Source organism: Streptomyces sp. NBC_01341, from assembly GCF_035946055.1.
Taxonomy (GTDB): domain Bacteria; phylum Actinomycetota; class Actinomycetes; order Streptomycetales; family Streptomycetaceae; genus Streptomyces.
In genome coordinates, this window is sequence record NZ_CP108364.1 from 3,595,153 (window position 1) to 3,619,361 (window position 24,209).

The 24,209-nt window shown below is 71.4% G+C and carries 17 protein-coding genes, 1 pseudogene and 1 riboswitch; of the genes and pseudogenes, 11 read left to right on the forward strand and 7 right to left on the reverse strand.

Annotated elements, in window-relative coordinates; genetic code table 11:
• The first annotated feature begins 105 nt into the window (after positions 1-105).
• From OG206_RS15795 to OG206_RS15810, 4 genes and pseudogenes are all read left to right on the forward strand, one after another.
• On the forward strand, positions 106-360 hold the full coding sequence (locus OG206_RS15795; RefSeq protein WP_327116493.1) for a hypothetical protein: 255 nt from the start codon (positions 106-108) through the stop codon (positions 358-360).
• A 1,168-nt stretch (positions 361-1,528) separates the two neighbouring features.
• Positions 1,529-1,690: pseudogene (locus OG206_RS15800) on the forward strand (transposase); the annotation flags it as partial.
• A gap of 222 nt (positions 1,691-1,912) precedes the next feature.
• Positions 1,913-2,842, forward strand: coding sequence for a hypothetical protein (locus OG206_RS15805; RefSeq protein WP_327122287.1), 930 nt, complete (start codon positions 1,913-1,915; stop codon positions 2,840-2,842).
• 840 nt (positions 2,843-3,682) lie between these two features.
• On the forward strand, positions 3,683-7,636 hold the full coding sequence (locus OG206_RS15810) for a hypothetical protein (protein ID WP_327116495.1): 3,954 nt from the start codon (positions 3,683-3,685) through the stop codon (positions 7,634-7,636).
• 394 nt (positions 7,637-8,030) lie between these two features.
• Here OG206_RS15810 and OG206_RS15815 read toward each other — a convergent pair whose 3' ends face one another.
• Positions 8,031-8,645 (reverse strand): glyoxalase, encoded by a 615-nt coding sequence (locus tag OG206_RS15815; protein ID WP_327116497.1) that lies wholly within the window; start codon positions 8,643-8,645, stop codon positions 8,031-8,033.
• A 174-nt stretch (positions 8,646-8,819) separates the two neighbouring features.
• Between OG206_RS15815 and OG206_RS15820 the strand changes: the two genes are divergently transcribed.
• Positions 8,820-9,389 carry a PadR family transcriptional regulator gene (locus OG206_RS15820; RefSeq protein WP_327116499.1) on the forward strand — a complete coding sequence of 190 codons (570 nt, stop codon included), beginning with the start codon at positions 8,820-8,822 and terminating at the stop codon, positions 9,387-9,389.
• On the forward strand, positions 9,376-10,176 hold the full coding sequence (locus tag OG206_RS15825; protein ID WP_327116501.1) for an SGNH/GDSL hydrolase family protein: 801 nt from the start codon (positions 9,376-9,378) through the stop codon (positions 10,174-10,176). Before OG206_RS15820 ends, OG206_RS15825 begins: the two co-directional genes overlap by 14 nt.
• A gap of 132 nt (positions 10,177-10,308) precedes the next feature.
• On the opposite strand, the gene OG206_RS15830 is transcribed toward OG206_RS15825, so the two are convergent.
• Positions 10,309-10,785, reverse strand: a complete 477-nt coding sequence (locus OG206_RS15830; RefSeq protein ID WP_327122288.1) for an RrF2 family transcriptional regulator — start codon at positions 10,783-10,785, stop codon at positions 10,309-10,311.
• 151 nt (positions 10,786-10,936) lie between these two features.
• On the opposite strand from OG206_RS15830, the gene OG206_RS15835 reads away from it, so the two are divergent.
• Complete coding sequence (locus OG206_RS15835) at positions 10,937-11,671, forward strand: SDR family oxidoreductase (protein ID WP_327122289.1); 735 nt, start codon at positions 10,937-10,939, stop codon at positions 11,669-11,671.
• Positions 11,672-11,892: 221 nt separating this feature from the next.
• Here the strand turns inward: OG206_RS15835 and OG206_RS15840 are convergent, their stop codons facing one another.
• Positions 11,893-12,642 carry an IclR family transcriptional regulator gene (locus tag OG206_RS15840; protein ID WP_327116503.1) on the reverse strand — a complete coding sequence of 250 codons (750 nt, stop codon included), beginning with the start codon at positions 12,640-12,642 and terminating at the stop codon, positions 11,893-11,895.
• An 85-nt stretch (positions 12,643-12,727) separates the two neighbouring features.
• Positions 12,728-16,327, reverse strand: coding sequence for a cobaltochelatase subunit CobN (gene cobN, locus OG206_RS15845; RefSeq protein WP_327116505.1), 3,600 nt, complete (start codon positions 16,325-16,327; stop codon positions 12,728-12,730).
• A gap of 91 nt (positions 16,328-16,418) precedes the next feature.
• Positions 16,419-16,493: riboswitch (cobalamin riboswitch) on the reverse strand.
• Between the two features lie 161 nt (positions 16,494-16,654).
• Between cobN and cobG the strand changes: the two genes are divergently transcribed.
• The 3 genes from cobG (at position 16,655) to cobJ (ending at position 20,194) form a co-directional block, all read left to right on the forward strand.
• The gene (gene cobG / locus OG206_RS15850; protein WP_327116507.1) at positions 16,655-17,953 is read left to right on the forward strand and encodes a precorrin-3B synthase; all 1,299 of its coding nucleotides are present in this window, start codon (positions 16,655-16,657) and stop codon (positions 17,951-17,953) included.
• A 70-nt stretch (positions 17,954-18,023) separates the two neighbouring features.
• Positions 18,024-18,650, forward strand: a complete 627-nt coding sequence (locus tag OG206_RS15855) for a precorrin-8X methylmutase (RefSeq protein WP_327116509.1) — start codon at positions 18,024-18,026, stop codon at positions 18,648-18,650.
• Between the two features lie 2 nt (positions 18,651-18,652).
• A complete protein-coding gene (gene cobJ / locus OG206_RS15860) occupies positions 18,653-20,194 on the forward strand; it encodes a precorrin-3B C(17)-methyltransferase (RefSeq protein WP_442805848.1) in 1,542 nt (513 codons plus the stop codon).
• Between the two features lie 26 nt (positions 20,195-20,220).
• Here cobJ and OG206_RS15865 read toward each other — a convergent pair whose 3' ends face one another.
• Positions 20,221-20,973 carry a cobalt-precorrin-6A reductase gene (locus OG206_RS15865; RefSeq protein WP_327116513.1) on the reverse strand — a complete coding sequence of 251 codons (753 nt, stop codon included), beginning with the start codon at positions 20,971-20,973 and terminating at the stop codon, positions 20,221-20,223.
• 15 nt (positions 20,974-20,988) lie between these two features.
• On the opposite strand from OG206_RS15865, the gene OG206_RS15870 reads away from it, so the two are divergent.
• Positions 20,989-22,107 carry a cobalt-precorrin-5B (C(1))-methyltransferase gene (locus OG206_RS15870; RefSeq protein WP_327122290.1) on the forward strand — a complete coding sequence of 373 codons (1,119 nt, stop codon included), beginning with the start codon at positions 20,989-20,991 and terminating at the stop codon, positions 22,105-22,107.
• A 31-nt stretch (positions 22,108-22,138) separates the two neighbouring features.
• Here OG206_RS15870 and cobM read toward each other — a convergent pair whose 3' ends face one another.
• A complete protein-coding gene (gene cobM / locus OG206_RS15875; protein ID WP_327116515.1) occupies positions 22,139-22,888 on the reverse strand; it encodes a precorrin-4 C(11)-methyltransferase in 750 nt (249 codons plus the stop codon).
• Positions 22,885-24,198, reverse strand: coding sequence for a precorrin-6y C5,15-methyltransferase (decarboxylating) subunit CbiE (cbiE, locus tag OG206_RS15880; protein WP_327116516.1), 1,314 nt, complete (start codon positions 24,196-24,198; stop codon positions 22,885-22,887). Before cbiE ends, cobM begins: the two co-directional genes overlap by 4 nt.
• Positions 24,199-24,209 lie beyond the last annotated feature (11 nt).

Sequence of the window (24,209 nt, forward strand, 5' to 3'; positions counted from 1 at the left end):
GAGCCCAGGGGGCGGGGTGCGTGGCAGTAGCGCGGCGATGCTATACCCCGTACTAGCGGTTGCCAGACCTGCGTCTTCGTCTAGACCGTCTACAACGAGAAGAAGTTGTCGGTCGACACCTTGCGCCCTATCTGCTGCTCGCTGCAAGGATTCCAAGAAAGCACCCTGATTGGAGCACCGCACATCTCCATCATCAAGGTATTCACCCAGCTGGCTCTCCAGGGCGGACAGAAAAGCCGTTCGATCGGCGCGGTCTGCCATCCGGGCTGTCACGAAGAAGGCCAGCACATCTGTGTCTGGCGGCGGGTGCAGGGCGAAGTGAGCCATCAGGGCAGTTTTGCCAGCCCATGCGGGAGCTAGCCATCTCCAATAACCGGAAGTGTCAGCTTCCGGAGCAGAACTAAAGGCTGCCATTGCCGCTAGTTCAGCCTCGCGCCCTTCAAACCGTTGCGCGCTCAACTCCTGCACTTCGAGCATATAACCCGATCTCGGTGCTCGGGCCTGACCGGATTCGAGCAGTATGTCTCCGTGAACGTTGACCTTATTTCTGTCCCCGGATAAGGCCAGGCCGATACTGCCCCCCGCAGTCATGGATCGCTCTGCACCGCCGGTTACGTAACCGTCCTGCAGTTCTTCCCTTGGTGCCGATGCAGAGCGACTCGGAGGATTTAAACGTCCTCCGGTTTCGGTAGCAGACGTCCCGGTTCCTGACTCGGCGTGTGCGATATCTGATTGGGATTGAGCGGCCTCTCCAGTTCCTTGAGCTCTGGACAACCCTGTATGTCTTTTCCAGAACTTCACGGGACCTGGTTCCCGTCGCCTGTGATGCCTTCACCGAGATGGCCCCCGGCAGACACCCCTCTCTCACCTGGTGCAGGGGGTACCGGCACGCTGCGATCTTCAGTTCGCGGAACTGGCTGAGGGGCTGCGCCTCCGATGCGGTTCCTGTCACCTGTCACGGCACGACCAACGCTGCCTGCGGCTTGGACTGATCGCGCGCCTGTCACCTGGGGGTCAGTGGGGCTCGCGAGTAGGGCATAGCAGGAAAGTGCCAGCCCTGCGGCAGCCAGCACTGCTCCTACCAGACTGGCCAACTTGTCGGCTGTATCCAGGTCAGCCCAGAGCGCCACACATGTGAGGAGCACCGCGAGGCCAGCAGCCAGCGTCGCCCCCACCCAAAGCAAGATTCTTGCCCGTCTCGACGAGGCCCTCACCCTCCACACCCTTTCGTGGTGACTTCGTGTCTGCTCCTCAGAACACGCGCGCTCGCCTCATGTAGTTCCCACTGCACCTGGTTTGTCGCTGCTTCGTTTCCACCTCTCCGCAACCGAAGGCACATTTACGTGGACCACCGTGGACAGTGAAGCGCTCTAAGCTGGGCTTCGCGCATCTCAGCGGCCCCCACCTCAGCGCCTTCTTTGCCCCTCCTTAAGAGCTCGTAACACGATCTTGTTGACGTTGGCTGGTGGGGCGTAACCGGTGTGACGATTCGACTGTTCGTGAGGGTGTCGGTGCTCGACCGTGGATCGTGGACGATGAGTTGTGGGCTCTGGTCGAGCGTTGCTGCCGCCATAGCCGACGCGGTCTCCTCCAGGGCATCCTGTTCGTCCTCTACAACGACATAGCCTGGCAACTCCTGCCTTTGGAGCTGGGGTTCGGCTCGAGGCAGACGTGCTCGCGCCGACTGGACCGGTGGCGACGTCTTCGGCCAGTTGCATCGGGTCCTGCAAGATGCCTTGCGAGACGAGAGCAACTGCCCCGTCCCACCGTCCAGGACGATGTACCATCGCCGCCAGCCCGACTACCGGGCTATGGAAGGAACTTCCTCTCCGCCGGCACGAGCCGGAGACCGGACCAGAAGGGCCAACCGCCACTGAACCCTCCCAGTTGGGAGGCAGAGTGCAGGAGCAGCATGTCGAAGACCGCGTACATCTACGTCCCCGCGCCCTCGAAGAAGAACCTCGAGATCGGCCTCGACCGCGGGCTGTGGGGCTGGAAGAGCCCCACCCTCGACCGTGCAACCGGCCGTCCCGATGTCCAGAGCCTCGAGGCAGGCGACTACCTCGTCCTCGCCCACATCGGCCCGCAGGCCCGCGTCCCGGCCGGCGGCTGGGCCGACGCCACTCTCAAGCGCGTCATCGTCACCCAGATCACCCAGCCATACTTCCAGGACACCACGCAGGTCTGGCCCGACGACACCTACCCTGAGCGCATCGGTATCGACCTTCTCGCGGACGAAGCCAACGTCACCGGCCAGACCCTCGGGGACCAGGCCGCCGAAGCACTCCGGCTGTCCGCCAACAAGCAGGGCTCAGCACTCGTCTACCCCGGCACGGCCGCACTCGCTCAGTTCGTCACCGAGTTGCCGACCACAGGCGAGGGCGAAGGCGAGCAGCAGCCGCAGCTCCCCAACGAACCCGAAACCGTGACGCATTCCGGCGCCGACAGCGCCCTGGTTGAAGTCCTGGTCCGCCGTGAGCAGAGCAAGCTCCGCAAAAGGATGCTGGGCGGGGCCGACACCTTCACCTGTGCCCTGTGCGGGCGCCACCTCCCGGTTCGCTTCATTCGGGCCGCTCACATCAAGCGCCGCAGCCAGGCCAGTCGTGAAGAGCGCCTGCAGCTGTCGAACATCATGCCTGCCTGCCTCCTAGGCTGCGACGAACTCTTCGAGCACGGCTACATCCACGTCACCGACACCGGCCACGTAGCTGTCAGCGACAAGGCCGGGGAGCATCCCGCGCTCAAGGAAGCCGCCGACCAGCTCGCGGGCAACTCGGTCGGTGGGTACAGCGAGCACCGGGCCCCATACTTCGCCTGGCACCGAAGCAACATCGTCCAGTAGAGCCTCAGGCTGCCCGGTGCTCGTTGTCCTGTTCTTTGTTCAGTTCGCTTGTGCTCGCGCAGGTTCATCGCCGTACGCCGACCCTCGCCGAGCTGCCGAACGACCGCACATGGACGCGTGTGAACGGCCACTCGCATAGTTGGAAAGCGTGTTGGGGGCAACCCCTCACGAGTTCGAATCTCGTATCCTCCGCCATTGCTCTCACCGGGCAATACGTCGAAGGGCCCCGCAGCTTGCTGCGGGGCCCTTCGACGTATTGCCCTGTTCTCAGTTTCAGTCTCGCTCATTTCCGATCTTCGCAACATTTCGCCCAGGCGTCGTGACGTGGCTCCCTCTCGGCGGTCACTCCGGTCGGTCTGCACTCCGGGACCTGGCCGAGGGTCGCCCCCGTTCCGCTTGTGCAGATGGGCGACGTAGTCGTAATGGCCCGTGCGCGGGTTGTCGTAGGGGCCGGAGAAGTAGAAGGGCTTACCGTCCCGGCCGAAGCCGATGGGCGGGCCGGTCACCGGGCGGGGAGCCCAGGTGTGCTGCGGCGTCGGCGAAGCCGCTCGCGGGCTCGAAGCCGAGACCGCGGGCGTGGGCGTGGGCGACCGCATCGTGCACGATCGTCTGCGCCTGCTCCACGCCGATGGGCAGCGGCCGGATCGAAGGCCGAGTAGTACGTCGGCACGTAGGTGGTCAGGCATCCGGAGCCCATCGCGAATACATCGGTCGGGAAGGCGTAATCCACGCCACCGTAAAGATCGAACGTCTGTCCTTGCCCCTCGTTAGAATCCACTCGCCCCAAGAGCCCTCGTGAGCACCACGGGGACGGGGCCTGCGCTTTCCAGGGGGGAACGCATGCTTCACACGTCCATCAGGGAACAACGCCGAAGACGACACGCGTCCAGGGGGGCCGCTTCGCTTCTCGCGCTGATCGTCGCCGTCCTGGCCTCGTTCACCGCACAGACAGGCACGGCTTCCGCCGTGGCCGTGCCGACCCCGAAGACCACGGCCGCGGCCTCCGGGCCCGCGACACCGAAGTCACCGAAGTCACCGGAGAAGAAGGCGGCTCCCGAGGCGCTGCACGCCACCGCCGCGCGCGAGATCGGCCGTAACGACGCGGCCGACACCTGCTCCGGGGCGATCGAGTCGGGAACGGTCTACACCTGCTCCGCCGGGCCCGAGGGCGGCGCGAGCTTCACCTTCGCCCTGCCGAACCCCGACGACCTGGTGTTCCTCCAGGTCGTCTCCACCGATGACCAGCCCCAGTACCCGACGCTCACCGCACCGGACGGTTCGACGGTCACCTGCGACCGGCCCGACGGCGCGTACGGGGCGGCACGGTGTCCGACGAGCCGGGCCGGTACGTACACCGTGCAGGCCGGGGCCACGCCGAGTGGCTTCTCGGTGTCGTACACGGCTCTGCTGTCCGGTACTTCCTGCACCGCGGTCTCCAAGGACGACACCGCCCTCGGGGCGCCGAAGTCCCTCGCCGACACGCTTACCGCCGGGTCAGCCGGCCACTGCTTCGGCCTGCCGTCCGCCGCCGGGGACGTTCTGCGGAGCCATCTGTCCGCGTGGCAGGTGACCGGGACCGTCTACGACGCCACCGGCACGGAGGTCTGCACGACCCGTGAGAACAACGCCACGGACTTCGACTGCACCCTCAAGGGCAACGCACCGTTCCGTGTGCTGACTAACCAGTCGTACGCGGCGAGCATGGACTACAGCCTCACGTCGGCCCGCCTCTCCGCTCCCGCCGGCTGCCCCACCGTCCAGCCGCTGGCCTACGGCACGGTCCCGGACGCCACGTCCACCGCGCGCTGCCGCGTCCTGCACGTACCCGCCTCCGGGCCCTATCTCTTCGACACCGTCGGCGACAGCGTCTCCGGGAGCCTCTACGCCACCGACGGCACGTCCCGCTGCACTCCCACGCTGCTCGCCCCCTGCACCCTGACCGCAGGTGATTACACCTGGGCGCGCGACGGGCGCAGCAGCGCCCCGGCCGCCTTCGGGGTCCGGCTGTACGCGACGAACCTGACGCAGGGCTGCACCGTCGTACGCGACGACGGCTTCGCCTCCGGCGCGGTGAAGGGTGCCTTCGGCGGACCGGGCGAGCAGCAGTGTCTGTCCCTCCCGACGGCCACCGGCCATGGCCTCTACCTGATCGACCGGACACCGGACGGTGGGGTCCACCCGAGCTACCGGGTGTTCGACGCCAAAGGCATCGCGCAGTGCGACAACGACGACTCCCCGGTGGTCTGCAAGCTGACAGGGACCGCCCCGTTCCACGCGGTGCTCTCGGGCTCCGCCGCAGGTGAGTACCAGCTCGCCGTCCAGGACACCGGGAAGACCGCGGGCTGCACGGCCTGGCCGCAGTCGGCGTTCGACGGCACCTGGGGCGTGTCAGTTCCGCTCACCAGCACGACCCAGGCCGTGTGTCTGGGCATCGCCGCCGGCCAGCACTCCACCGCCGAGATGTTCGACTACACGAACAACACCAACAGGGTCAACGCCGCGGTGCGGGTGTTCGACGGCGCCGGCAACGAGCTGTGCACCACTGTTGGCGGCTCCACGACCACCTGCCGGTTCACGGCCGGTGTCGGCTACACGGCCCTACTGACGGGCACCGGCGTCTCGGACACGTACAAGCTTGTCCGCCGGGACATCTCTTCGACGGCGAAGTGCGCCGCTCCGGCCTCGCTCACCGTCGGTGGAGCCTCCACGTCCTTCGCCCTCGACTCCGCACTGGACAGCCGGTGTCTGCGGGTCACCGCGGCGGCCACGGACAAGCTCTGGATGTCCGCGCGAACCCCGACGGCCGCCCGGAACACGGGCGTGGTGCTGAAGGTGGTCGATGCCTCGGGCACGAGCGTGTGCCGGCAGTGGGGCGTCTCCTGCCGCGTCACCGGCTCGACCTCGTACGTTGTCATCGTCCTGGCCTCGGGGTACGACGAGACCCCCATTTCCGCACACATCGACACCTGGCGCGTCGGCACCGCCTCGGGCTGGGCCCCGGAATGCACGGCCAACAAGGTGTCCCCGCAGGGCTTTTCCGTGCGGAGCGGCACGTTCACCGAGTCCGCGACCGCGTACTGCGCCGTGATCCCCATGCAGCCGTCGCAGCGCTTCCAGGTGTTCGGCACCCAGAGCAGCAGCACGGGCACCCCGTGGGTGAGCCTGCTGAGCACCACCCGCTTCGCCGGCGAGAGCGCCGACTACTCCTACCAGTGCAACGGTGACAACGCCGGTGTCTTCAGCTATTCCTGCCTCACCACCTCCAGCGCCTCCGCGGGCGACTACCTGATGCTGGTGAGCCCGTACCAGGCGGACACTCCGGTCGAGTACTCCATGCAGGGTGTCTGCAGGAGCGGCTGCACCACTCAGCCGAAGCCGGCCGACGTCACCTCGCTGGGTCCGACGAGCGGACCTGCCGGGACGTCCAACCAGGTTGTGCTTCACGGCACGAATCTGACCCTCGGCACCCGGGTGGAACTCCGGTCCGGGGACGACTCCCGCACCGCCGAGCCGGTCTCCGTCAGCGCCGATGGCACCACGCTCACCGTGCGGCTCGGTACGTACGACCTCCCTCCGGGCGCGTACGACCTGGTGATCGGCAACGTCGGGTACACATCCGGCATCCCGTCACCCGGCTACCTTCCGGGCGCCTACACCGTCACCGCCGCACCGACGGCGCCCCACAACCGCCTCGTCCCGGTCTCGCCGACGCGCTTCCTGGACACCCGCAACGGCACCGGCGCCCCCAAGGCACGGGTCGGCGCGGGCGGAACCGTCAAGCTCAAGGTTGCCGGGACACACGGCATCCCCGCCACCGGGGTCACCGCCGTCGTCATGAACGTCACCGCCGTCCTGCCCACCGGCAACGGCCACGTCGACGTGTACCCCGACGGTCAGCCGCTGCCGACCGTCTCCAGCGTCAACTACACGGCGCCGCAGACCATCGCCAACCTGGTGACGGTTCCCGTACGGAACGGATCAGTGGCCCTGCGCAACAGTGCGGGCTCCGTCGACCTCCTCGCCGACGTCACGGGCTACTACTCGGAGGGGAGTTCGGGTTCGGCCTTGACGCCGGTCTCGCCGACGCGCTTCCTGGACACCCGCAACGGCACCGGCGCCCCCAAGGCACGGGTCGGCGCGGGCGGAACCGTCAAGCTCAAGGTTGCCGGGACACACGGCATCCCCGCCACCGGGGTCACCGCCGTCGTCATGAACGTCACCGCCGTCCTGCCCACCGCCGGTGGCCACATCACCGTGTACCCCGACGGCCAGCCGCTGCCTGCCGTATCCAGCATCAACTTCGCCGCCGACCGGACGATCCCCAACATGGTCGTCGTCCCGGTGGTGAACGGTTCGGTGGCCCTGCGCAACAGTGCGGGCTCCGTCGACCTCCTCGCCGACGTCACGGGGTACTTCTCCGCCACCGGTTCGACCTTCACCCCGGCCGGCCCGCTGCGGCTGCTGGACACACGCAGCGGACTGGGTGCCCGGCCCGGAGCCGTCGCCCCGGGCGGTCTGGTCAGCCTCCCGGTCACCGGTACGGCCGGCGTCCCCTCCTCCGGGGTCACAGCAGTGGTGCTCAACGTGACGGTCACCGCGCCTTCGGCTGGGGGATATCTGACGGTCCACCCGCACGGTCTGCCGGAGCCCCGGGTCTCGAACCTCAACTTCGGTGCAGGGCAGACCATTTCCAACATGGTCGTGGTGCCTGTGGTTGACGGACGGGTCACCTTCGCCAACCACACCGGTTCGGTCCAGGTCATCGCCGACCTGGCCGGGTACTACAGCAGCTGACCACCAGGTCGGGGGCCGGGGCTCGCACCGCCCCCGACCGTTCCCTGTACACACCGAAACTGCCGCGCGCCCCGGCGAACGTCGGTCGGGCTGAGGTGTGCTCTCTGCTCGTGCGCTGATCCGGCGGGCGAGTGCGAGCGGGCCCACTGCGGCGGGGGCGCCCGCGGGCGAGTGCCGTCCACCCTGAAGGCGCCCTGGTAGCGGCCGCGGGCGTGGACCGGGGCGAGGCCGGCGACGACCGAGGCGGCGATACCGGCCGCGGAGTCCTCGCCCAGCGACCGGACGACCACCGACACCGCGAAGCGTTCGGCGTTGGCCGACTGCTGATCGGTGCTCAGATCTGCACCTACGTGCCTTCCCGCATGCCCGACCGGCGTGCTCGCCCCGGATCCGCTCAGGCCCGTACCGCCTCCCAGGCGAAGCCGTCCGGGTCGGTGAACGCCTCGCCGTCACCTCCGATGGTGAGCCCGTGCGGCCCGTCGCCCTCGGGGGCGACGCCGGCGTCCCCGGCCAGGGCCTTGCGGCCGTAGAGCCCCAGCTTGACCGGGCTCGACGGGGTCGCGAAGTCCACGTACTTGCGGCCGAAGCTCTTCCCCACCGTGAACCCCTGACCGACGTAGAACTTCTTGCTCGCGATGACGTCGTCGACGCCGAGGAGAAGCACCACCTGGTCGATCTCCGACGTGGCGGGACCCTTGTCCTTCTTCGCCGAGGTCGCGATCTTCCAGAGCGCGCCGTCGGGGGCCCGGACGACACCGCCGTATCCCCAGAGCGATTTCGTGGCGGGCTTCACCGTGGTCGCACCGGCGGCCAGGGCCGCGTCGACGAGGCGGTTGACGCCCGAGGGCTGGGACACGGTGAGCGACAGCGTGAACCCGCGGAAGCCGGCCGGAGGGGTCTCCGAGGCCCGGACACCCACCAGGGACTCCAGTCCGAAGGCGTCGGAGTAGAAGCACGCGGCGGCGGCCGGGTCTGCCGCGTCGAGGAAGACGGAAGCGATGGAAGTCATGGAACCGACGCTATGTCCGGCTCCGGCCGCACGCTTCTCGATTCCTGACCGATCCCGTGGCAGCCGCTCTCCGCACACAGCGAGGCCATGGAACCGCCCTTGCCCTAGTCAAAAAAATGACTAGTCTCTTCAGTGACTACATGAGGACGGGCGAACGTGCGTCGAGGAGGTCCGGTGGCACTGCGGCATGCCGTGCTGGCGGCACTGCTGGACGGCGAGTCCAGCGGGTACCAGCTGGCCAAGGCGTTCGACATCGGCGTCGCGAACTTCTGGCACGCCCTGCCCCAGCAGCTCTACGCCGAGCTGGCCGAGCTGGAACGGAGAGGGCTGGTGGCCGGCCGTCAGGTGATCCAGGAGACCCGCCCCAACAAGCGGCTCTTCCATGTCACCGACGCCGGCCTCGCGGAGCTGGAACACTTCGCCGCGGACGTGTCCAAGCCTTCCTCCATCCGGGACGACCTGCTCGTGAAGGTGCAGGCCGCCGACCACATCGACACCACCCCGGTCGTCCTGCAGCTCCGCGAGCGGGCCTCCGCGGCCGAGGCCAGGATCGAGCTGCTCGGCAAGGTCCTCCACCGGCTGCGCGGCGACGCGACCGAGCAGGAGTACCTGCGGACCGGGGACCGTATCGGGCCGTACCTGACGTGCCTGCGCGGGCTGTCCTTCGAACGGAGTCACCGGGACTGGTGCCTGCACACCGCGGGCGTACTCGACGAGAGGCGGACCAGCCGTGCCGAACGGTGAGTTTCTGCGGTACGTCGCACTGGGCGACAGCCAGACCGAAGGGGTCGGGGACGGCGACGACGAGACAGGGCTGCGCGGCTGGGCGGACCGGCTCGCGGAGCACATCGGCGCTTCGGAGCCCCGCCTGCGGTACGCCAACCTGGCCGTACGCGGACGGGTCGCCGGGCAGGTGCGCGCCGAGCAGCTGGCCCCCGCACTGGCCCTCCGCCCCGACCTGGCCACCGTCGTCGCGGGTGTCAACGACCTGCTCCGGCCGAAGTTCGACGCCGAGGGCGTGGCGGGGCAGCTCGAGGAGATGTTCGCCGCGCTCACGGCTTCCGGGGCGCGGGTGCTGACCCTGACCTTCCCCGACGTGGCGAAGATCGCGCCCGTCGCCCGCCCGGTGCGGGCCCGGGTGTTCGACATGAACGACCGCATCCGCGAGGCGGCGGCCCGGCACGGTGTCGTCCTCGCCGACGTCGCTCTCCTGCCCGTGGCCACCGATCCCCGGCTGTGGAGCGAGGACCGTCTGCACGCGAGCCCGCTCGGCCATACGCGGATCGCCGCGGCGGCTGCCCACGCCCTGGGCCTCCTCGGTGACGACGAGAGCTGGGCCGAGCCCCTGCCACCCCAGGAGCTTCCCTCCCGCCTGCACGCGGCGGGGGCCGAACTCCGCTGGGCGGCCGGTTTCCTCGGCCCGTGGATCGGACGTCGGCTGCGCGGGAGGTCCTCGGGTGACGGCCGCAGCGCGAAGCGCCCCGAACTGCTGCCGCTGGAAGGGCAGTCGCCGGCTTCGGCTTCCTCCTGAGACCCGGAGGCGGGGCCTTCCGGGTGAGCCTCGCGGTGATAGCCGCCGACGGCTGACTTCCGGGCCTGCGCGGGGTGGACCGCTGCGGCGACACCGCGTACGCCGCCGGAGCCGCTGACCCCGGCCGTCGGGTCAGGAGTCCCTGTCCGCCAGCCAGTTACCGATGCCTGCCATGGCCTGAGGGCCGTAGTCCGCCTCGACGTCACGGGCCAGGTCGGCGATCGTTACCGCCGCCAGCGACGCGCGCCAGGCCGACTCCGCCGCCCCCATCGTGCGGGCGATCGCGCAGGGGGTGCTGCAGGCGGCCGCGGGCGTCGCCAGGGGGCCTCGCTGCCGGATCTCCGTACAGACGAAGGCGGGTGCCGGGCCGTCGACTGCCTGGACGACGTCGAGGACGGTGATCGTCTCCGGTGGCCGGGTCAGGGCGTAGCCGCCCGACTTGCCCTGGGTGGAGTGGATCAGCCCCGCACGCGAGAGCGCCTGGAGCTGCTTCGCGAGGTAGCTGCCCGACACGTCGTGCAGTTCGGCCAGGCGCGCGGCGGGGACCGGCTCGCTGCTCGTCGTGAGCACGGTGCAGCAGTGCAACGCCCATTCGACTCCACCCGACATCTTCACCACTTCACAGTACCTTCCGGTACCCGGATAAGCATTGTCCGAGTATTGTCTCGGACAAGAATTATCCGAGTTTCAGGCGTAGAGTGACGCGGTGTCGGGCATGACCGACATATCGCCCATCCATCCGCGCCAGGGAAGGTACGACATGAAGATCGCAGTGCTCGGCGGAACCGGACTCATCGGCTCACAGGTGGTCCGGGATCTCCAGGCGTCCGGACACGAGGCGGTGCCGCACTCGCAGTCCACCGGCGTCGACCTCATCAGCGGGAAGGGCCTGCGGGCCGCCCTGGCAGGGGTCGACGCCGTCGTCAACGTGACCAACTCGCCCACCTTCGACGAGGCCTCGTTCGACTTCTTCCGGACGACGATGGACAACCTGCTCGCCACCGCCCGGGAGCAGGGCGTCGGACACGCGGTGGTGCTGTCCATCGTGGGCGTCGACCGGGTGCCCGAGCTCGACTACTACCGCGCCAAGGTGCTCCAGGAGGACCTGCTCAAGGCCGGACGCGTCCCGTACTCGATCGTCCGCGCCACGCAGTTCTTCGAGTTCATGGACGCGGTCATGTCCTGGAGCGCGGACGAGGAGACCGTCCGGCTGCCCGCCACCCCGATCCAGCCCATCGCGGCCGCGGACGTGGCCGCGGTCGTCGCCGAGGTCGCGGCGGGCCGCCCCCTCCAGGGCACCCTCGACATCGCGGGCGCCGACACCTACACCCTCGACGAGCTCGGCGGCATCACGCTGGCCGCGCACGGCGACAAGCGCACCGTCGTCACGGACGACACGGCCGGGATGTTCGCCGCGGTCCAGGGGGACGCGATCACCGCGGGACCCGACGCGCGCATCGCCCCGACCCGCTACCGCGAGTGGCTGGCGCGCTGACCCACCCGGCGCACCCGGACACACCGTCCAGACGCGGCCGACGGGCCGACCGAGATACGGATCCGCGGCCGTAACGGACGGCCCCGGAGGCCCGGCTCTCATCGGCTGCCGGGCCTCCGGGCACGGCCCTGACAGGCCAGGGCTCCTCCGGGTACTCGGGCTCCCGGCCCGTCCGCCCGAGCGACGGACCGCCCACCGGCCGCCGCCCCGAGCCGCCCCTCTCAGCCGCCGAAGGACAGGCTCCTGCTCACGCGGTCCGCCGAGGCCAGCAGGCTCTCCCTGACCTGCCTCGTGCGGTACATGCGGTCCGCCCGGAAAGAGACGCCGAGCGAGCCGAGCTTCGTGCCGTGGTAGACGGGCACCGCGATGCACACGGTCCCGAGGTCGTACTCCTCGCGGTCCATCATCACCGGGGTCGACGTCGACGATTCGAGCTGCCGGAGCAGATCCTCCCGGTGGGTGATCGTGCGGGGCGTCAGGTCGGGCAGCTCGTGCCGCGCCAGGTAGTCGCCCCTCGCCTCGTCGTCCAGCTCGCGCAGGACGCACTTGCCGAGGGCCGTCGCGTGTCCGGCGTCCTCGAACCCCACCCAGAGGTCGACCTTGGGAGTCTGCGGCCCGTCGACGATCTCGGCGATCCGGATCTCGCCCTCCTCGTAGAAGGTGAGGTAGGAGGCGGCCGACACCTCGTCGCGCAGCGAGGCGAGGGCCGGGCGTATCGGGTCGACCGGGGAACCCGAGCCGTTGCCGCCGTGCAACTTGTCGCTGAGGATCAGGCCGCCGTCGTCGAGCCTGAGGAGGTACCCGTCGTCGGTGAGTCCCCGCAGCACTTCCAGAGCCTCGTCCAAGCGCAGGCCTGCCTCGCGCGCGAGCTGTGTCGCGGGCGCGCCGCCCTCGTGCGCCGCCACGGCCTCCAGCAGGCGAAACGCGTGCTGAACAGCCGCCATGGGCGTGTGGTCCGCCGGATCACCCATGCCACAAGGGTGAACCCTGGGCGCCGAGGCGGCAAGGCAGGACCGCGGGAACCCGGCCGGATCCCTGTCCGGCCGGGCGCCCGCCTCAGTCCTCGCCCTCCAGGTCGCCTTCCGTCTCCAGGAAGACCTTCCGCAACGCGTCGAGGACCGCGGGGTCCGGCTTCTCCCACATCCCCCGGGACTCCGCCTCCAGAAGTCGCTCGGCGATGCCGTGGAGCGCCCAGGGATTGGCCTGCTGCAGGAACTCGCGGTTCGTCGGGTCGAGGACGTACGTCTCGGTGAGCTTGTCGTACATCCAGTCCGCGACCACGCCCGTCGTCGCGTCGTAGCCGAACAGGTAGTCCACCGTGGCGGCCAGCTCGAAGGCGCCCTTGTAGCCGTGGCGGCGCATCGCCTCGATCCACTTGGGATTGACCACCCGGGCGCGGAAGACCCGGGACGTCTCCTCGACCAGGGTGCGGGTGCGGACCGTCTCGGGGCGGGTCGAGTCGCCGATGTACGCCTCCGGGGCGGTGCCCTTCAGCGCGCGCACGGTCGCGACCATGCCGCCGTGGTACTGGAAGTAGTCGTCCGAGTCCGCGATGTCGTGCTCACGGGTGTCGGTGTTCTTCGCCGCCACCGCGATCCGCTTGTACGCCGTCTCCATCTCGTCCCGGGCCGGGCGTCCGTCCAGCTCACGGCCGTAGGCGTAGCCGCCCCACACCGTGTACACCTCGGCGAGGTCGGCGTCCGTGCGCCAGTCGCGGGAGTCGATGAGCTGGAGCAGTCCGGCGCCGTACGTGCCGGGCCGGGAGCCGAAGATGCGGGTGGTGGCGCGCCGCTCGTCGCCGTGCTCGGCCAGGTCGGCCTGGGTGTGGGCGCGCACGAAGTTCTGCTCGGCCGGCTCGTCGAGCGAGGCGGCGAGGCGCACGGCGTCGTCCAGCAGTCCGATGGTGTGCGGGAACGCGTCGCGGAAGAAGCCGGAAATGCGCAGGGTGACGTCGATGCGCGGGCGGCCCAGTTCCTCGTACGGGATCGGCTCCAGGCCGGTGACCCGGCGCGAGGCGTCGTCCCAGACGGGGCGGACGCCGAGCAGGGCGAACGCCTCGGCGATGTCGTCGCCGGCGGTGCGCATCGCGCTGGTGCCCCACAGGGAGAGGCCCACAGAGGTGGGCCAGTCGCCGTTGTCGGCGCGGTAGCGCTCCAGGAGCGAGTCGGCGAGGGCCTGACCGGTCTCCCAGGCGAGCCGGGACGGGACGGCCTTCGGGTCGACGGAGTAGAAGTTGCGGCCGGTCGGCAGGACGTTGACCAGGCCGCGGAGCGGGGAGCCGGACGGTCCGGCGGGGACGAAACCGCCGTTCAGCGCGTGGACCGCGTGGTCCAGCTCGTCGGTCGTCGCGGCAAGGCGGGGCACGACCTCGCGGGCGGCGAAGTCGAGGATGTCGGCGACGGCCTGCGGGTGTCCGGCGGCCACGCCGGCGACGGCGGCCGGGTCCCAGCCGGCGTCGTCCATCGCCTGGACGAGCGCCCGGGCCTTCTCCTCGGTCTCATCGGCGGCGGTGCGGGTGGCGGCCGACTCGTCGAGGCCCAGCGCCTCGCGCAGGCCGGGAAGGGAGGCCGTGCCGCCCCAGATCTGCCGGGCGCGCAGGACGGCGAGGACCAGGTTGACGCGGTCCTTGCCGGCCGGAGCCGTTCCCAGGACGTGCAGGCCGTCGCGGATCTGGACGTCCTTGATCTCACAGAGCCAGCCGTCGAGATGCATGATGAAGTCGTCGAAGCCCTCGTCCTCGGGGCGGTCCTCCAGCCCCAGGTCGTGGTCGAGTTTCGCGGCCTGGATGAGGGTCCAGATCTGGGCGCGGACCGCCGGCAGCTTCGCCGGGTCCATCGCGGCGATCTGGGCGTGCTCGTCCAGGAGTTGTTCGAGCCGGGCGATGTCGCCGTAACTGTCGGCGCGGGCCATCGGCGGGACCAGGTGGTCGACGAGGGTGGCGTGCACGCGTCGCTTGGCCTGGGTGCCCTCGCCCGGGTCATTGACCAGGAACGGGTAGACCAGCGGCAGGTCGCCCAGCGCGGCGTCGGGACCGCAGGCGGCGGAGAGACCGGCGTTCTTGCCGGGCAGCCACTCCAGGTTGCCGTGTTTGCCGAGGTGGATCATCGCGTCGGCACCGAAGCCGTTGTCGTCGGCGGACGCGGCGATCCAGCGGTACGCGGCCAGGTAGTGGTGCGAGGGCGGCAGGTCGGGATCGTGGTAGATCGCGATCGGGTTCTCCCCGAAGCCGCGCGGCGGCTGGATGAGGATCAGCAGGTTCCCGCGGCGCAGGGCGGCGAGGACGATGTCGCCCTCGGGGTTGCGGGACCGGTCGACGAACATCTCGCCGGGGGCCGGGCCCCAGTGCTCCTCGACGGACGCGCGCAGCTCGGCGGGCAGCGTGGCGAACCAACGGCGGTAGTCGGCGGCGGGGATGCGGACCGGGTTGCGGGCCAGCTGTTCCTCGGTGAGCCACTCCTGGTCGTGGCCGCCGGCCTCGATGAGCGCGTAGATCAGCTCGTCGCCGTCGCCGGAGACGAGGCCGGGGATCTGCTCCTCGGGCCCGAAGTCGTAGCCCTCCGCCCGGAGCCTGCGCAGCAGTGCGACGGCGCTGGCGGGGGTGTCGAGGCCGACCGCGTTGCCGATGCGGGAGTGCTTGGTCGGGTAGGCGGACAGGACGAGCGCTATCCGCTTGTCGGCGGCCGGGATGTGGCGGAGCCTGGCGTGCCGTACGGCGATTCCGGCGACCCGGGAGGCGCGCTCGGGGTCGGCGACGTACGCGGGCAGTCCGTCCTCGTCGATCTCCTTGAAGGAGAACGGCACCGTGATCAGCCGCCCGTCGAACTCCGGCACCGCGATCTGGGTGGCCGCGTCCAGCGGGGAGACGCCCTCGTCGTTCTCCTCCCACGCCGCACGAGGGCTGGTGAGGCAGAGCGCCTGGAGCACCGGGACGTCGAGGCCGGTGAGGGCGCCCGCGTCCCAGGACTCGTCGTCACCGCCCGCCGACGCGGTGGCCGGCTTGGTGCCGCCCGCGGCGAGGACCGTGGTGACGATGGCGTCGGCGGCCCGGAGCGTGTCGATGAGCTCGGGCTCCGGGGAGCGCAGCGAGGCGACGTACATCGGAAGGGGGCGGGCGCCCGCGTCCTCCACGGCCGCGCAGAGCGCCTCGACGAAGTCGGTGTTCCCGCTCATGTGGTGGGCGCGGTAGTAGAGCACCGCGACGGTCGGGCCGGTCACGTCCTTGGCCGTCCGCTCCAGCGGGCCCCACGCGGGCGCCGGGGCGGGCGGCTCGAAGCCGTGGCCGGTGAGCAGCACGGTGTCGGAGAGGAAGCGGGCCAGCTGTTCCAGGTTGGCGGGGCCACCGTGCGCGAGGTAGGCGTGCGCTTCGGCGGCGATGCCGATGGGCACGGTCGAGGCGGCCATCAGCTGGGCGTCGGGGGCCTGTTCACCTGTCAGTACGACGACGGGCCGACCGGTCGCCAGCACCTGGTCCAGCCCCTCCTGCCAGGCACGTACGCCGCCGAGGAGGCGTACGACGACGAGGTCGGCACCCTCCAGCAGCTGCGGAAGGCCGTCCGGGGAGAGCCGGGAAGGGTTGGCGTAGCGGTAGCTGACCGGTCCCTGCGAGGCGCGTGCGCTCAGCAGGTCGGTGTCGGACGTCGACAGGAGCAGGATCATGCGGCGTCAGCCCTTCCTCGGGGTGTCCACGCCCCGGGCAGTGTCGTCGGGTCTCCCCCTCCCCGGCGCGAAGCCGGGGGTTAGGGGAAGGGAGTTCCTGACTCGCGCGGCCGGTGGGCCGTGCTCACAGTGGCGGGACCGCGCCGGAATCTCACCGGGCTTCCTCCCCTGTCGCCGTCTGGCGATGGCGGACCCGACGGACCGCCGCTAGGCATAGTAGGCGGCGGGTGGGGGGTGCTGACCAGACGGCCCCCACCCTGACCGGGACCGCAGCGGGTGTCCCGTAGGTCACAGTGACGGCAGGGACCTGCCCCGGTCACGGTGGGTATGCTCGCCGCCATGTCCGCCTCCCCCCTTACGCCCCGTTCGCCGGGCGACGCGTGTGCCCGGAGCAGTGGTGACGCCTGCCCCGGAGCCCTCCGTCTGCACCGGGCGGACGACGGTGCGCTGGCGCGGATCCGGATACCCGGCGGGGTGCTGACACCCCATCAGGCAAGGGCTCTGGGGAAGGCCGCCGAACGACTCGGCGACGGTGAGCTGCATCTCACCTCGCGCGGGAACGTCCAGCTGCGCGGGCTCGCCCCCGGCTGCGGGGCGGAACTGGCCGGACTCCTGCGCGGAGCCGGGCTACTGCCCTCGGAACGCCACGAACGCGTACGCAACGTGGTCGCCTCCCCGCTGTCCGGGCTTGACCGCGTCGGGGCCGCCGACGTCGGACCATGGCTGGCGGAGCTGGACCGGCTCCTCTGCGGGAGCGACCGCGCGACGCAGCTCTCCGGACGCTTCCTGTTCGCCCTCGACGACGGCCGCGGCGACGTGGACGCACTCGGCGCCGATCTGACCCTCATCGGCCTCGGCGCCGGCGCCGCGCTCCGCGTCGGATCTGCGGACACGGTGTTCCGCCTCCCCGCCTCCGAGGGGCCCCGGGCCCTGCTCGCCGCCTCCGAGGTGTTTCTGGACGCGGCCGGCGTCTCCGGCGCCTGGCGGGTCGAGGATCTGCCCGGCGACACCAGGGACGCGCTGCCCGACGAGGTCGTCACGCGCCTTTCGCGGGCCGGCATCACCACCTCACCCGGTCGGCTCCCCCGACCCCTCGAAGCCCGCTCCCCCGCGCCGGGCCCGGTACGGGGCGGGCGGCGCGAAGCGGCGCTGTCCGTCGGCGTACCGCTCGGGCGGCTGGACCCCGCTCAGTGGCAACTGCTCTCCGGCGCTGGGGAGATGAGGCTCACCCCGTGGCGCGGAGTGGTCGTCACCGGTGTCGCGCCCGACGGGGCTGACGCCCTCGCGGGCGCCCTCGCCGAGGCAGGTCTGATCACCGGACCCGGTTCCCCGTGGGCCGGGGTGGGCGCCTGCGTCGGGCAGCCCGGCTGCGCGAAGTCGCTGGCCGACGTACGGGCCCAGGCGAGGGCCGCCGTCGGACCGCCGGGACGGCTCCCTGTGTACTGGTCCGGCTGCGAACGCCGGTGCGGCCACCCGCGCGGGGAGTGGATCGATGTGGTCGCCACCCCGGACGGACACCGGATCTCCCACGTGCGGGGGGACCGGGCAGAGAGGCCGGTGACGGTCCGGGACGACCCGGCCGCGCTGGCCGCTGCCGTGGCCGGGGCCCGGGGCGCCGGCCGCTGAAGACGCATCACCCCTGTTCGACTCACCCCCTGTTCGACGCAGAGACGTAGAAGAAGAAAGCGACAGCACTGTGCACCAGTACGAGAAGGACGGACCGGCGATCTACCGCCAGTCCTTCGCAACCATCCGCGCGGAAGCGGATCTGGCCGGGCTGCCCGCCGACGTGAGCCAGGTCGCCGTCCGCATGATCCACGCCTGCGGCATGGTCGACCTCGTACGCGATCTCGCCTTCTCGCCGAACGCCGTGGCCGACGCACGCGCCGCCCTCAGGTCCGGCGCGCCCATCCTGTGCGACGTCGCCATGGTCGCCAGCGGCGTCACCCGCAAGCGGCTCCCCGCGGACAACGAGGTCATCTGCACCCTGTCCGACCCGTCCGTCCCCGCACTGGCCGCGAAGCTCGGCACCACCCGCAGCGCCGCCGCACTGGAGTTGTGGCGGGACCGGATGGAAGGGGCGGTCGTCGCCGTCGGCAACGCCCCCACCGCGCTCTTCCGCCTGCTGGAGATGATCGAGGAAGGCGCCCCGCGCCCCGCCGCCGTCATCGGTGTGCCGGTCGGCTTCATCGGCGCGGCGGAGTCGAAGGACGCCCTGGCCGCCCACCCGTCCGGGCTCGAACACCTCGTCGTGCGGGGCAGGCGCGGCGGCAGCGCCATCGCGGCCGCCGCGGTCAACGCCCTCGCCAGCGAGGAGGAGTGAGCGTGCCCGAGCACCTGCGGACGGGACGTGCCGGACGGCTGTACGGCGTCGGGCTCGGCCCCGGCGACCCGGCGCTGATGACCGTGCGCGCCGTGCAGATCATCGGCGAGGCCGACGTCGTGGCCTACCACTCGGCCCGGCACGGCCGGTCCATCGCCCGCTCGATCGCGGCGCAGTACATCCGCGCCGACCACATCGAGGAGGCCCTGGTCTACCCCGTCACGACGGAGACCACGGACCACCCCGGCGGCTACCGGGGCGCGCTCGACGAGTTCTACGAGCAGGCCGCCGCCCGGCTCGCGGCGCACCTCGACGCCGGACGCACCGTCGCCGTGCTCGCGGAGGGTGACCCGCTCTTCTACGGCTCGTACCAGCACATGCACAAGCGTCTCGCGGACCGTTACGACACCGAGGTCATCCCCGGTGTCACCTCGGTGAGCGCCGCGGCCGCCAGGCTCGGCACTCCCCTCGTCGAGGCCGAGGAGGTGCTGACGATCCTGCCCGGAACCCTGCCGGAGGAGGAGCTGACGGCGCGTCTGGCGGCCACGGACTCGGCTGTCGTGATGAAGCTGGGCCGGACGTTCCCCGCGGTGCGGCGCGCGTTCGAGGCGTCCGGGCGGCTGGCCGAGGCGCGGTACGTCGAGCGCGCCACGATGGCCGGCGAGCGGACCGGGGATCTGGTGGACACCGACCCGGACTCCGTGCCGTACTTCGCGGTCGCGGTGCTGCCGAGCCGGATCGACACACCCCGCCCCGAACGCTCTCCGGGGTCCGGCGAGGTCGTCGTGGTCGGAACCGGACCCGCCGGCCCGCTGTGGCTGACGCCCGAGACCCGCGGGGCGCTCGCCGCCGCCGACGACGTGGTCGGCTACACCACGTATCTGGACAGGGTGCCGGTCCGCCCCGGCCAGCAGCGGCACGGCTCCGACAACAAGGTGGAGTCCGAGCGCGCGGAGTTCGCCCTCGACCTGGCACGCCGCGGGCACCGCGTCGCCGTGGTGTCCGGTGGTGACCCCGGAGTCTTCGCGATGGCCACGGCGGTCCTGGAGGTCGCCTCGCAGGACGCCTACTCGGGCATCCCGGTCAGGGTGCTGCCCGGAGTGACCGCGGCCAACGCCGCCGCCGCCCGCGCCGGGGCGCCGCTCGGCCACGACTACGCCACGATCTCCCTCTCGGACCGGCTCAAGCCGTGGGAGGTCATCGCCGAGCGGCTGCGCGCGGCAGCGTCGGCCGACCTCGTCATGGCGCTGTACAACCCCGGTTCCCGCAGCCGCACATGGCAGGTCGGCAAGGCCCGCGACCTGCTCCTCGAACACCGCTCCCCCGACACCCCCGTGGTACTCGGCCGCGATGTCGGCGGCCCGTCGGAGAACGTGCGCACGGTGCGGCTGGCCGATCTGGACCCGCTGGAGGTGGACATGCGGACGATCCTGATCGTGGGGTCCTCACAGACCCGCTGGGTGCACCGCGGTGACGGCCGGCAGATCGTCTGGACGCCGCGCCGCTACCCGGAGGACGCGGCACAGCAGGGTCCGGCGGACTGACGGAGGCCGCACCGGTGGACCGGTGGTCAGCAACCCCCGAGGACGGCCCGCAGCAGGTCCAGGGCCTCCCCCGGGGTCGCGGCCACCGGCACCCCCGCCGGGACCGGCGGGCGCCGGACCACGACCACGGGGATTCCCGCCTCGCGGGCGGCCGTGAGTTTGGGAGCCGTCGCGGCGCCACCGCTGTCCTTCGTGACGAGGACGTCGATGCGGTGACGCCGGATCAGTTCGCGCTCTTCCTCCAGGGAGAACGGCCCCCGGTCCAGCAGAATCTCCATCCGTGGGGGGCACGGTGCCTCGGGGGAGTCCACCGACCGCATCAGGAACCACAGCGAGTCCAGTTCCGCGAAGGCGGCGAGCCCCATGCGTCCCGTGGTGAGGAACACGCGCCGTCCCAGACCCGGCAGCAGCCGCGCCGCTCCCGGGAGTGAGTCGGTGTGGTGCCATCGGTCGCCCTCCACCGGCACCCAGCCGGGCCGGCGCACGGCCAGGAGGGGAACATGGACAGCGGCGGCGGCGGAGGCCGCGTTGAAACTGATCGTTCCGGCGAAGGGATGGGTGGCGTCGATGACCGCATCCACGTGGTGTGCGCGGAGCCAGTCGGCCATGCCCTCGGCGCCCCCGAAGCCTCCGACACGGACCTCACCCGGCGGCAGGTTCGGCCGGACCACCCGGCCGGCCAGCGAGCTGGTGACCCTGGTCCCGTCGGTGGCCGACAGTGACTCCGCGATCCGGCGGGCCTCCGTCGTGCCGCCGAGGAGGAGTACGTGCAAGGGCATCAGATCGGTCCGTCCATGAGCAGTGAGGCCCAGGGCGGGCGCGCCGCCCAACTCAAGCACACCGGTCTGCGGCCCGGATGGACGACCGGTGCCTGCGCGACGGCTGCGACGACGGCCGCGTACACGGCGCTGCTGACCGGCGAGTTCCCCGATCCGGTGACCATCACCCTGCCCAAGGGCCAGACCCCCGCATTCGCCCTGGCGGTGGAGGAACTCACGGACGGGCAGGCCACGGCGGGTGTGGTCAAGGACGCGGGCGACGACCCGGACGTCACGCACGGCGCCCTGGTGCGGTCGACCGTACGGCTGCTGCCGGCCGGTTCCGGAGTGGTCTTCCGGGCCGGACCCGGCGTGGGGACCGTGACGCTTCCCGGGCTGCCCCTGAACGTCGGGGAGCCCGCGATCAACCCCGTCCCCCGCCAGATGATGCGGGACCACGTCGCGCGGGTGGCTCAGGCGCACGGCGGCACCGGCGACGTCGAGATCACCGTCTCGGTGGACGACGGCGAGGAGATCGCGCGTTTCACGTGGAACATCCGCCTGGGCATCCTGGGCGGCATCTCGATCCTGGGGACCACCGGCGTCGTGGTGCCCTACTCCTGCTCGGCCTGGATCGACTCGATCAGGCGCGGGGTGGACGTGGCACGGGCCGCCGGGCACCGGCACGTCGCGGGGTGCACGGGCTCGACCTCGGAGAAGACGGTGGTGGCGGAGTACGGGCTGCCGGAGATCGCCCTGCTGGACATGGGTGACTTCGCCGGCGCGGTCCTGAAGTACGTGCGCCGGCACCCGGTGGAGCGGCTGACCATCTGCGGCGGCTTCGCCAAGCTGTCCAAGCTCGCCGCCGGTCACCTGGACCTGCACTCGGCCCGCTCCCAGGTCGACAAGCCCTTCCTCGCGCGGCTGGCCCGGCAGGGCGGCGCGAGCGAGGCGCTGGCGGCGGAGATCGAGGTGGCCAACACCGGGCTCGCCGCGCTTCAGCTGTGCGCCGCGGCCGGGGTGCCGCTCGGCGACCTCGTGGCGGCCGAAGCCCGGGACCAGGCGCTTTCGGTGCTGCGCGGGGCGCCGGTGGCGGTGGACGTGATCTGCGTCGACCGGGCGGGAACGGTAGTGGGACGCAGCGCGGTCCGCTGATCCACCGGCGGAAGCGAACCGAGGAGGACCGTCAGCAGGTGTGGCGGTCCCGTGCCGGGGAGTACAGGTGGCTGTCGCGGAACTGCTCGGCGCCCAGCGTCCGTCCGACCATGATGACCGCGGTCCGGATCACCCCCGCCGACTTCACCTGGTCCGCGATGGAGTCCAGCGTGCCGCGCAGGACGATCTCGTCCGGACGCGAGGCCATGGCCACGACGGCGGCAGGACAGTCGGCGCCGTAGTGCGGCAGCAGCTCGTCGACGACCCGGTCCACGTAGCGCGCCGCCAGGTGCAGCACGATCAGTGCCCCGCTGCGGCCCAGCGTGGCCAGGTCCTCGCCCTCGGGCATCGCCGTGGCACGCTGCGCGATCCGCGTGAGGATCACGGTCTGCCCGACGGTGGGCACCGTCAGCTCGCGCTTGAGTGCCGCCGCGGCGGCCGCGAAGGCCGGGACGCCGGGCACGACCTCGTACGGCACGCCCGCCTCGTCGAGCCGGCGCATCTGCTCGTTCACCGCGCTGAACACCGAGGGGTCGCCGGAGTGCAGCCGGGCCACGTCGTGGCCGCCCTCGTGGGCCTGTACCAGCTCGGCGGTGATCTGGTCGATGTCGAGCAGGGCCGTGTCCACCAGCCGGGCGTCCGCCGGGCACTCCGCGAGCAGTTCGCGCGGCACCAGGCTGCCCGCGTACAGGCAGACCGGGCTCGCGGCGAGGATGCGGGCTCCGCGCACCGTGATGAGGTCGGCGGCACCGGGGCCCGCACCGATGAAGTACACGGTCATCTGTCGTCTCCTGGAGCGTGCGAAGGGTCTGGGGCGGGCTGGAGGTCCTGAGAGGGCGCGGCCGTCGGCTTCCGCACGGACCACTGTGTGACCGGCATCGCCTGACGCCACCCGGTGAACCCGCCGACGGGCACCGCGTGGGCCACCGCGAGGCGGACCAGATCACCGCCGTGCCGCCGGTACCACTGCGTGAGCAGCGCCTCGGACTCCAGAGTGACCGTGTTGGCGACCAGCCGGCCGCCCGGGGGCAGCGCGTCCCAGCAGGCGTCCAGCAGACCGGGGGCGGTGAGCCCGCCACCGACGAACACGGCGTCCGGCGCGGGCAGTCCGGCCAGGGCGTCCGGGGCCCGTCCGGTGACCACGCGCAGCCCGGGCACACCGAGCCGGCCGGCGTTACGGGTGATGCGCAGGGCGCGCACGGGGTCCCGCTCCACGGTGACGGCGCGGCACGACGGATGGGTCCGCATCCACTCGGCCGCGATCGACCCGGAGCCGCCGCCGATGTCCCACAGGAGCTCACCGGGCGCCGGCGCGAGCACGCCGAGCGTGGCGGCCCGCACATGGCGCTTCGTGAGCTGCCCGTCGTGCTCGTACGCCTCGTCGGGCAGCCCGGGTACGGCTCCGAGACGGAGGGCCTCCGGCGCGCGCACGCAGTCGACCGCGACGACGTTGAGCGGGTCCCCCGACGGGTGTTCCCAGGTGTCGGCGGTGCCGTCCAGACAGTCCTCGTCCGCGCCGCCGAGCTGTTCCAGCACCCGCATCCGGCTGGGCCCGTAACCCCGGTCCCGCAGCAGGCCGGCCACGGCGGCGGGGGTGGCCGCGTCGGCGGACAGGACGAGCAGCCGGCGCCCGTCGTGCAGCGCGGCGGCCAGCCGGTCGGCCGGCCGGCCGACCAGGGTGACGGTCGCGGTGTCCTCCACCGGCCAGCCGAGCCGGGCGCAGGCGTACGACACGGAGGACGGGTGCGGCAGCACGTGCAGGGCCCCGGCGCCCAGCTCCTCGGTGAGGGCCCGGCCGATGCCGTAGAACATGGGGTCGCCGCTGGCGAGGACGGCGGTCCTGCTGCCCGCGTGCCCGGCGAGCAGTCCGCGCACGGCGGGCCGCAGCGGTGAGGGCCAGGGCACCCGCAGGCCCGCACAGTCCGGCGGGAGCAGCCGCAGCTGGCGCTCCCCTCCGATCAGGACCTCGGCGTCCGTGAGGACGGCACGGGCCGGTTCCGTGAGACCCGCCCAGCCGTCGGCGCCGATCCCCACGACACTCACGGCGGACGCGGGCGCCTGGGCGCGGGGCGGAGGGGATGCGGGGGACACGGCCGGTACCT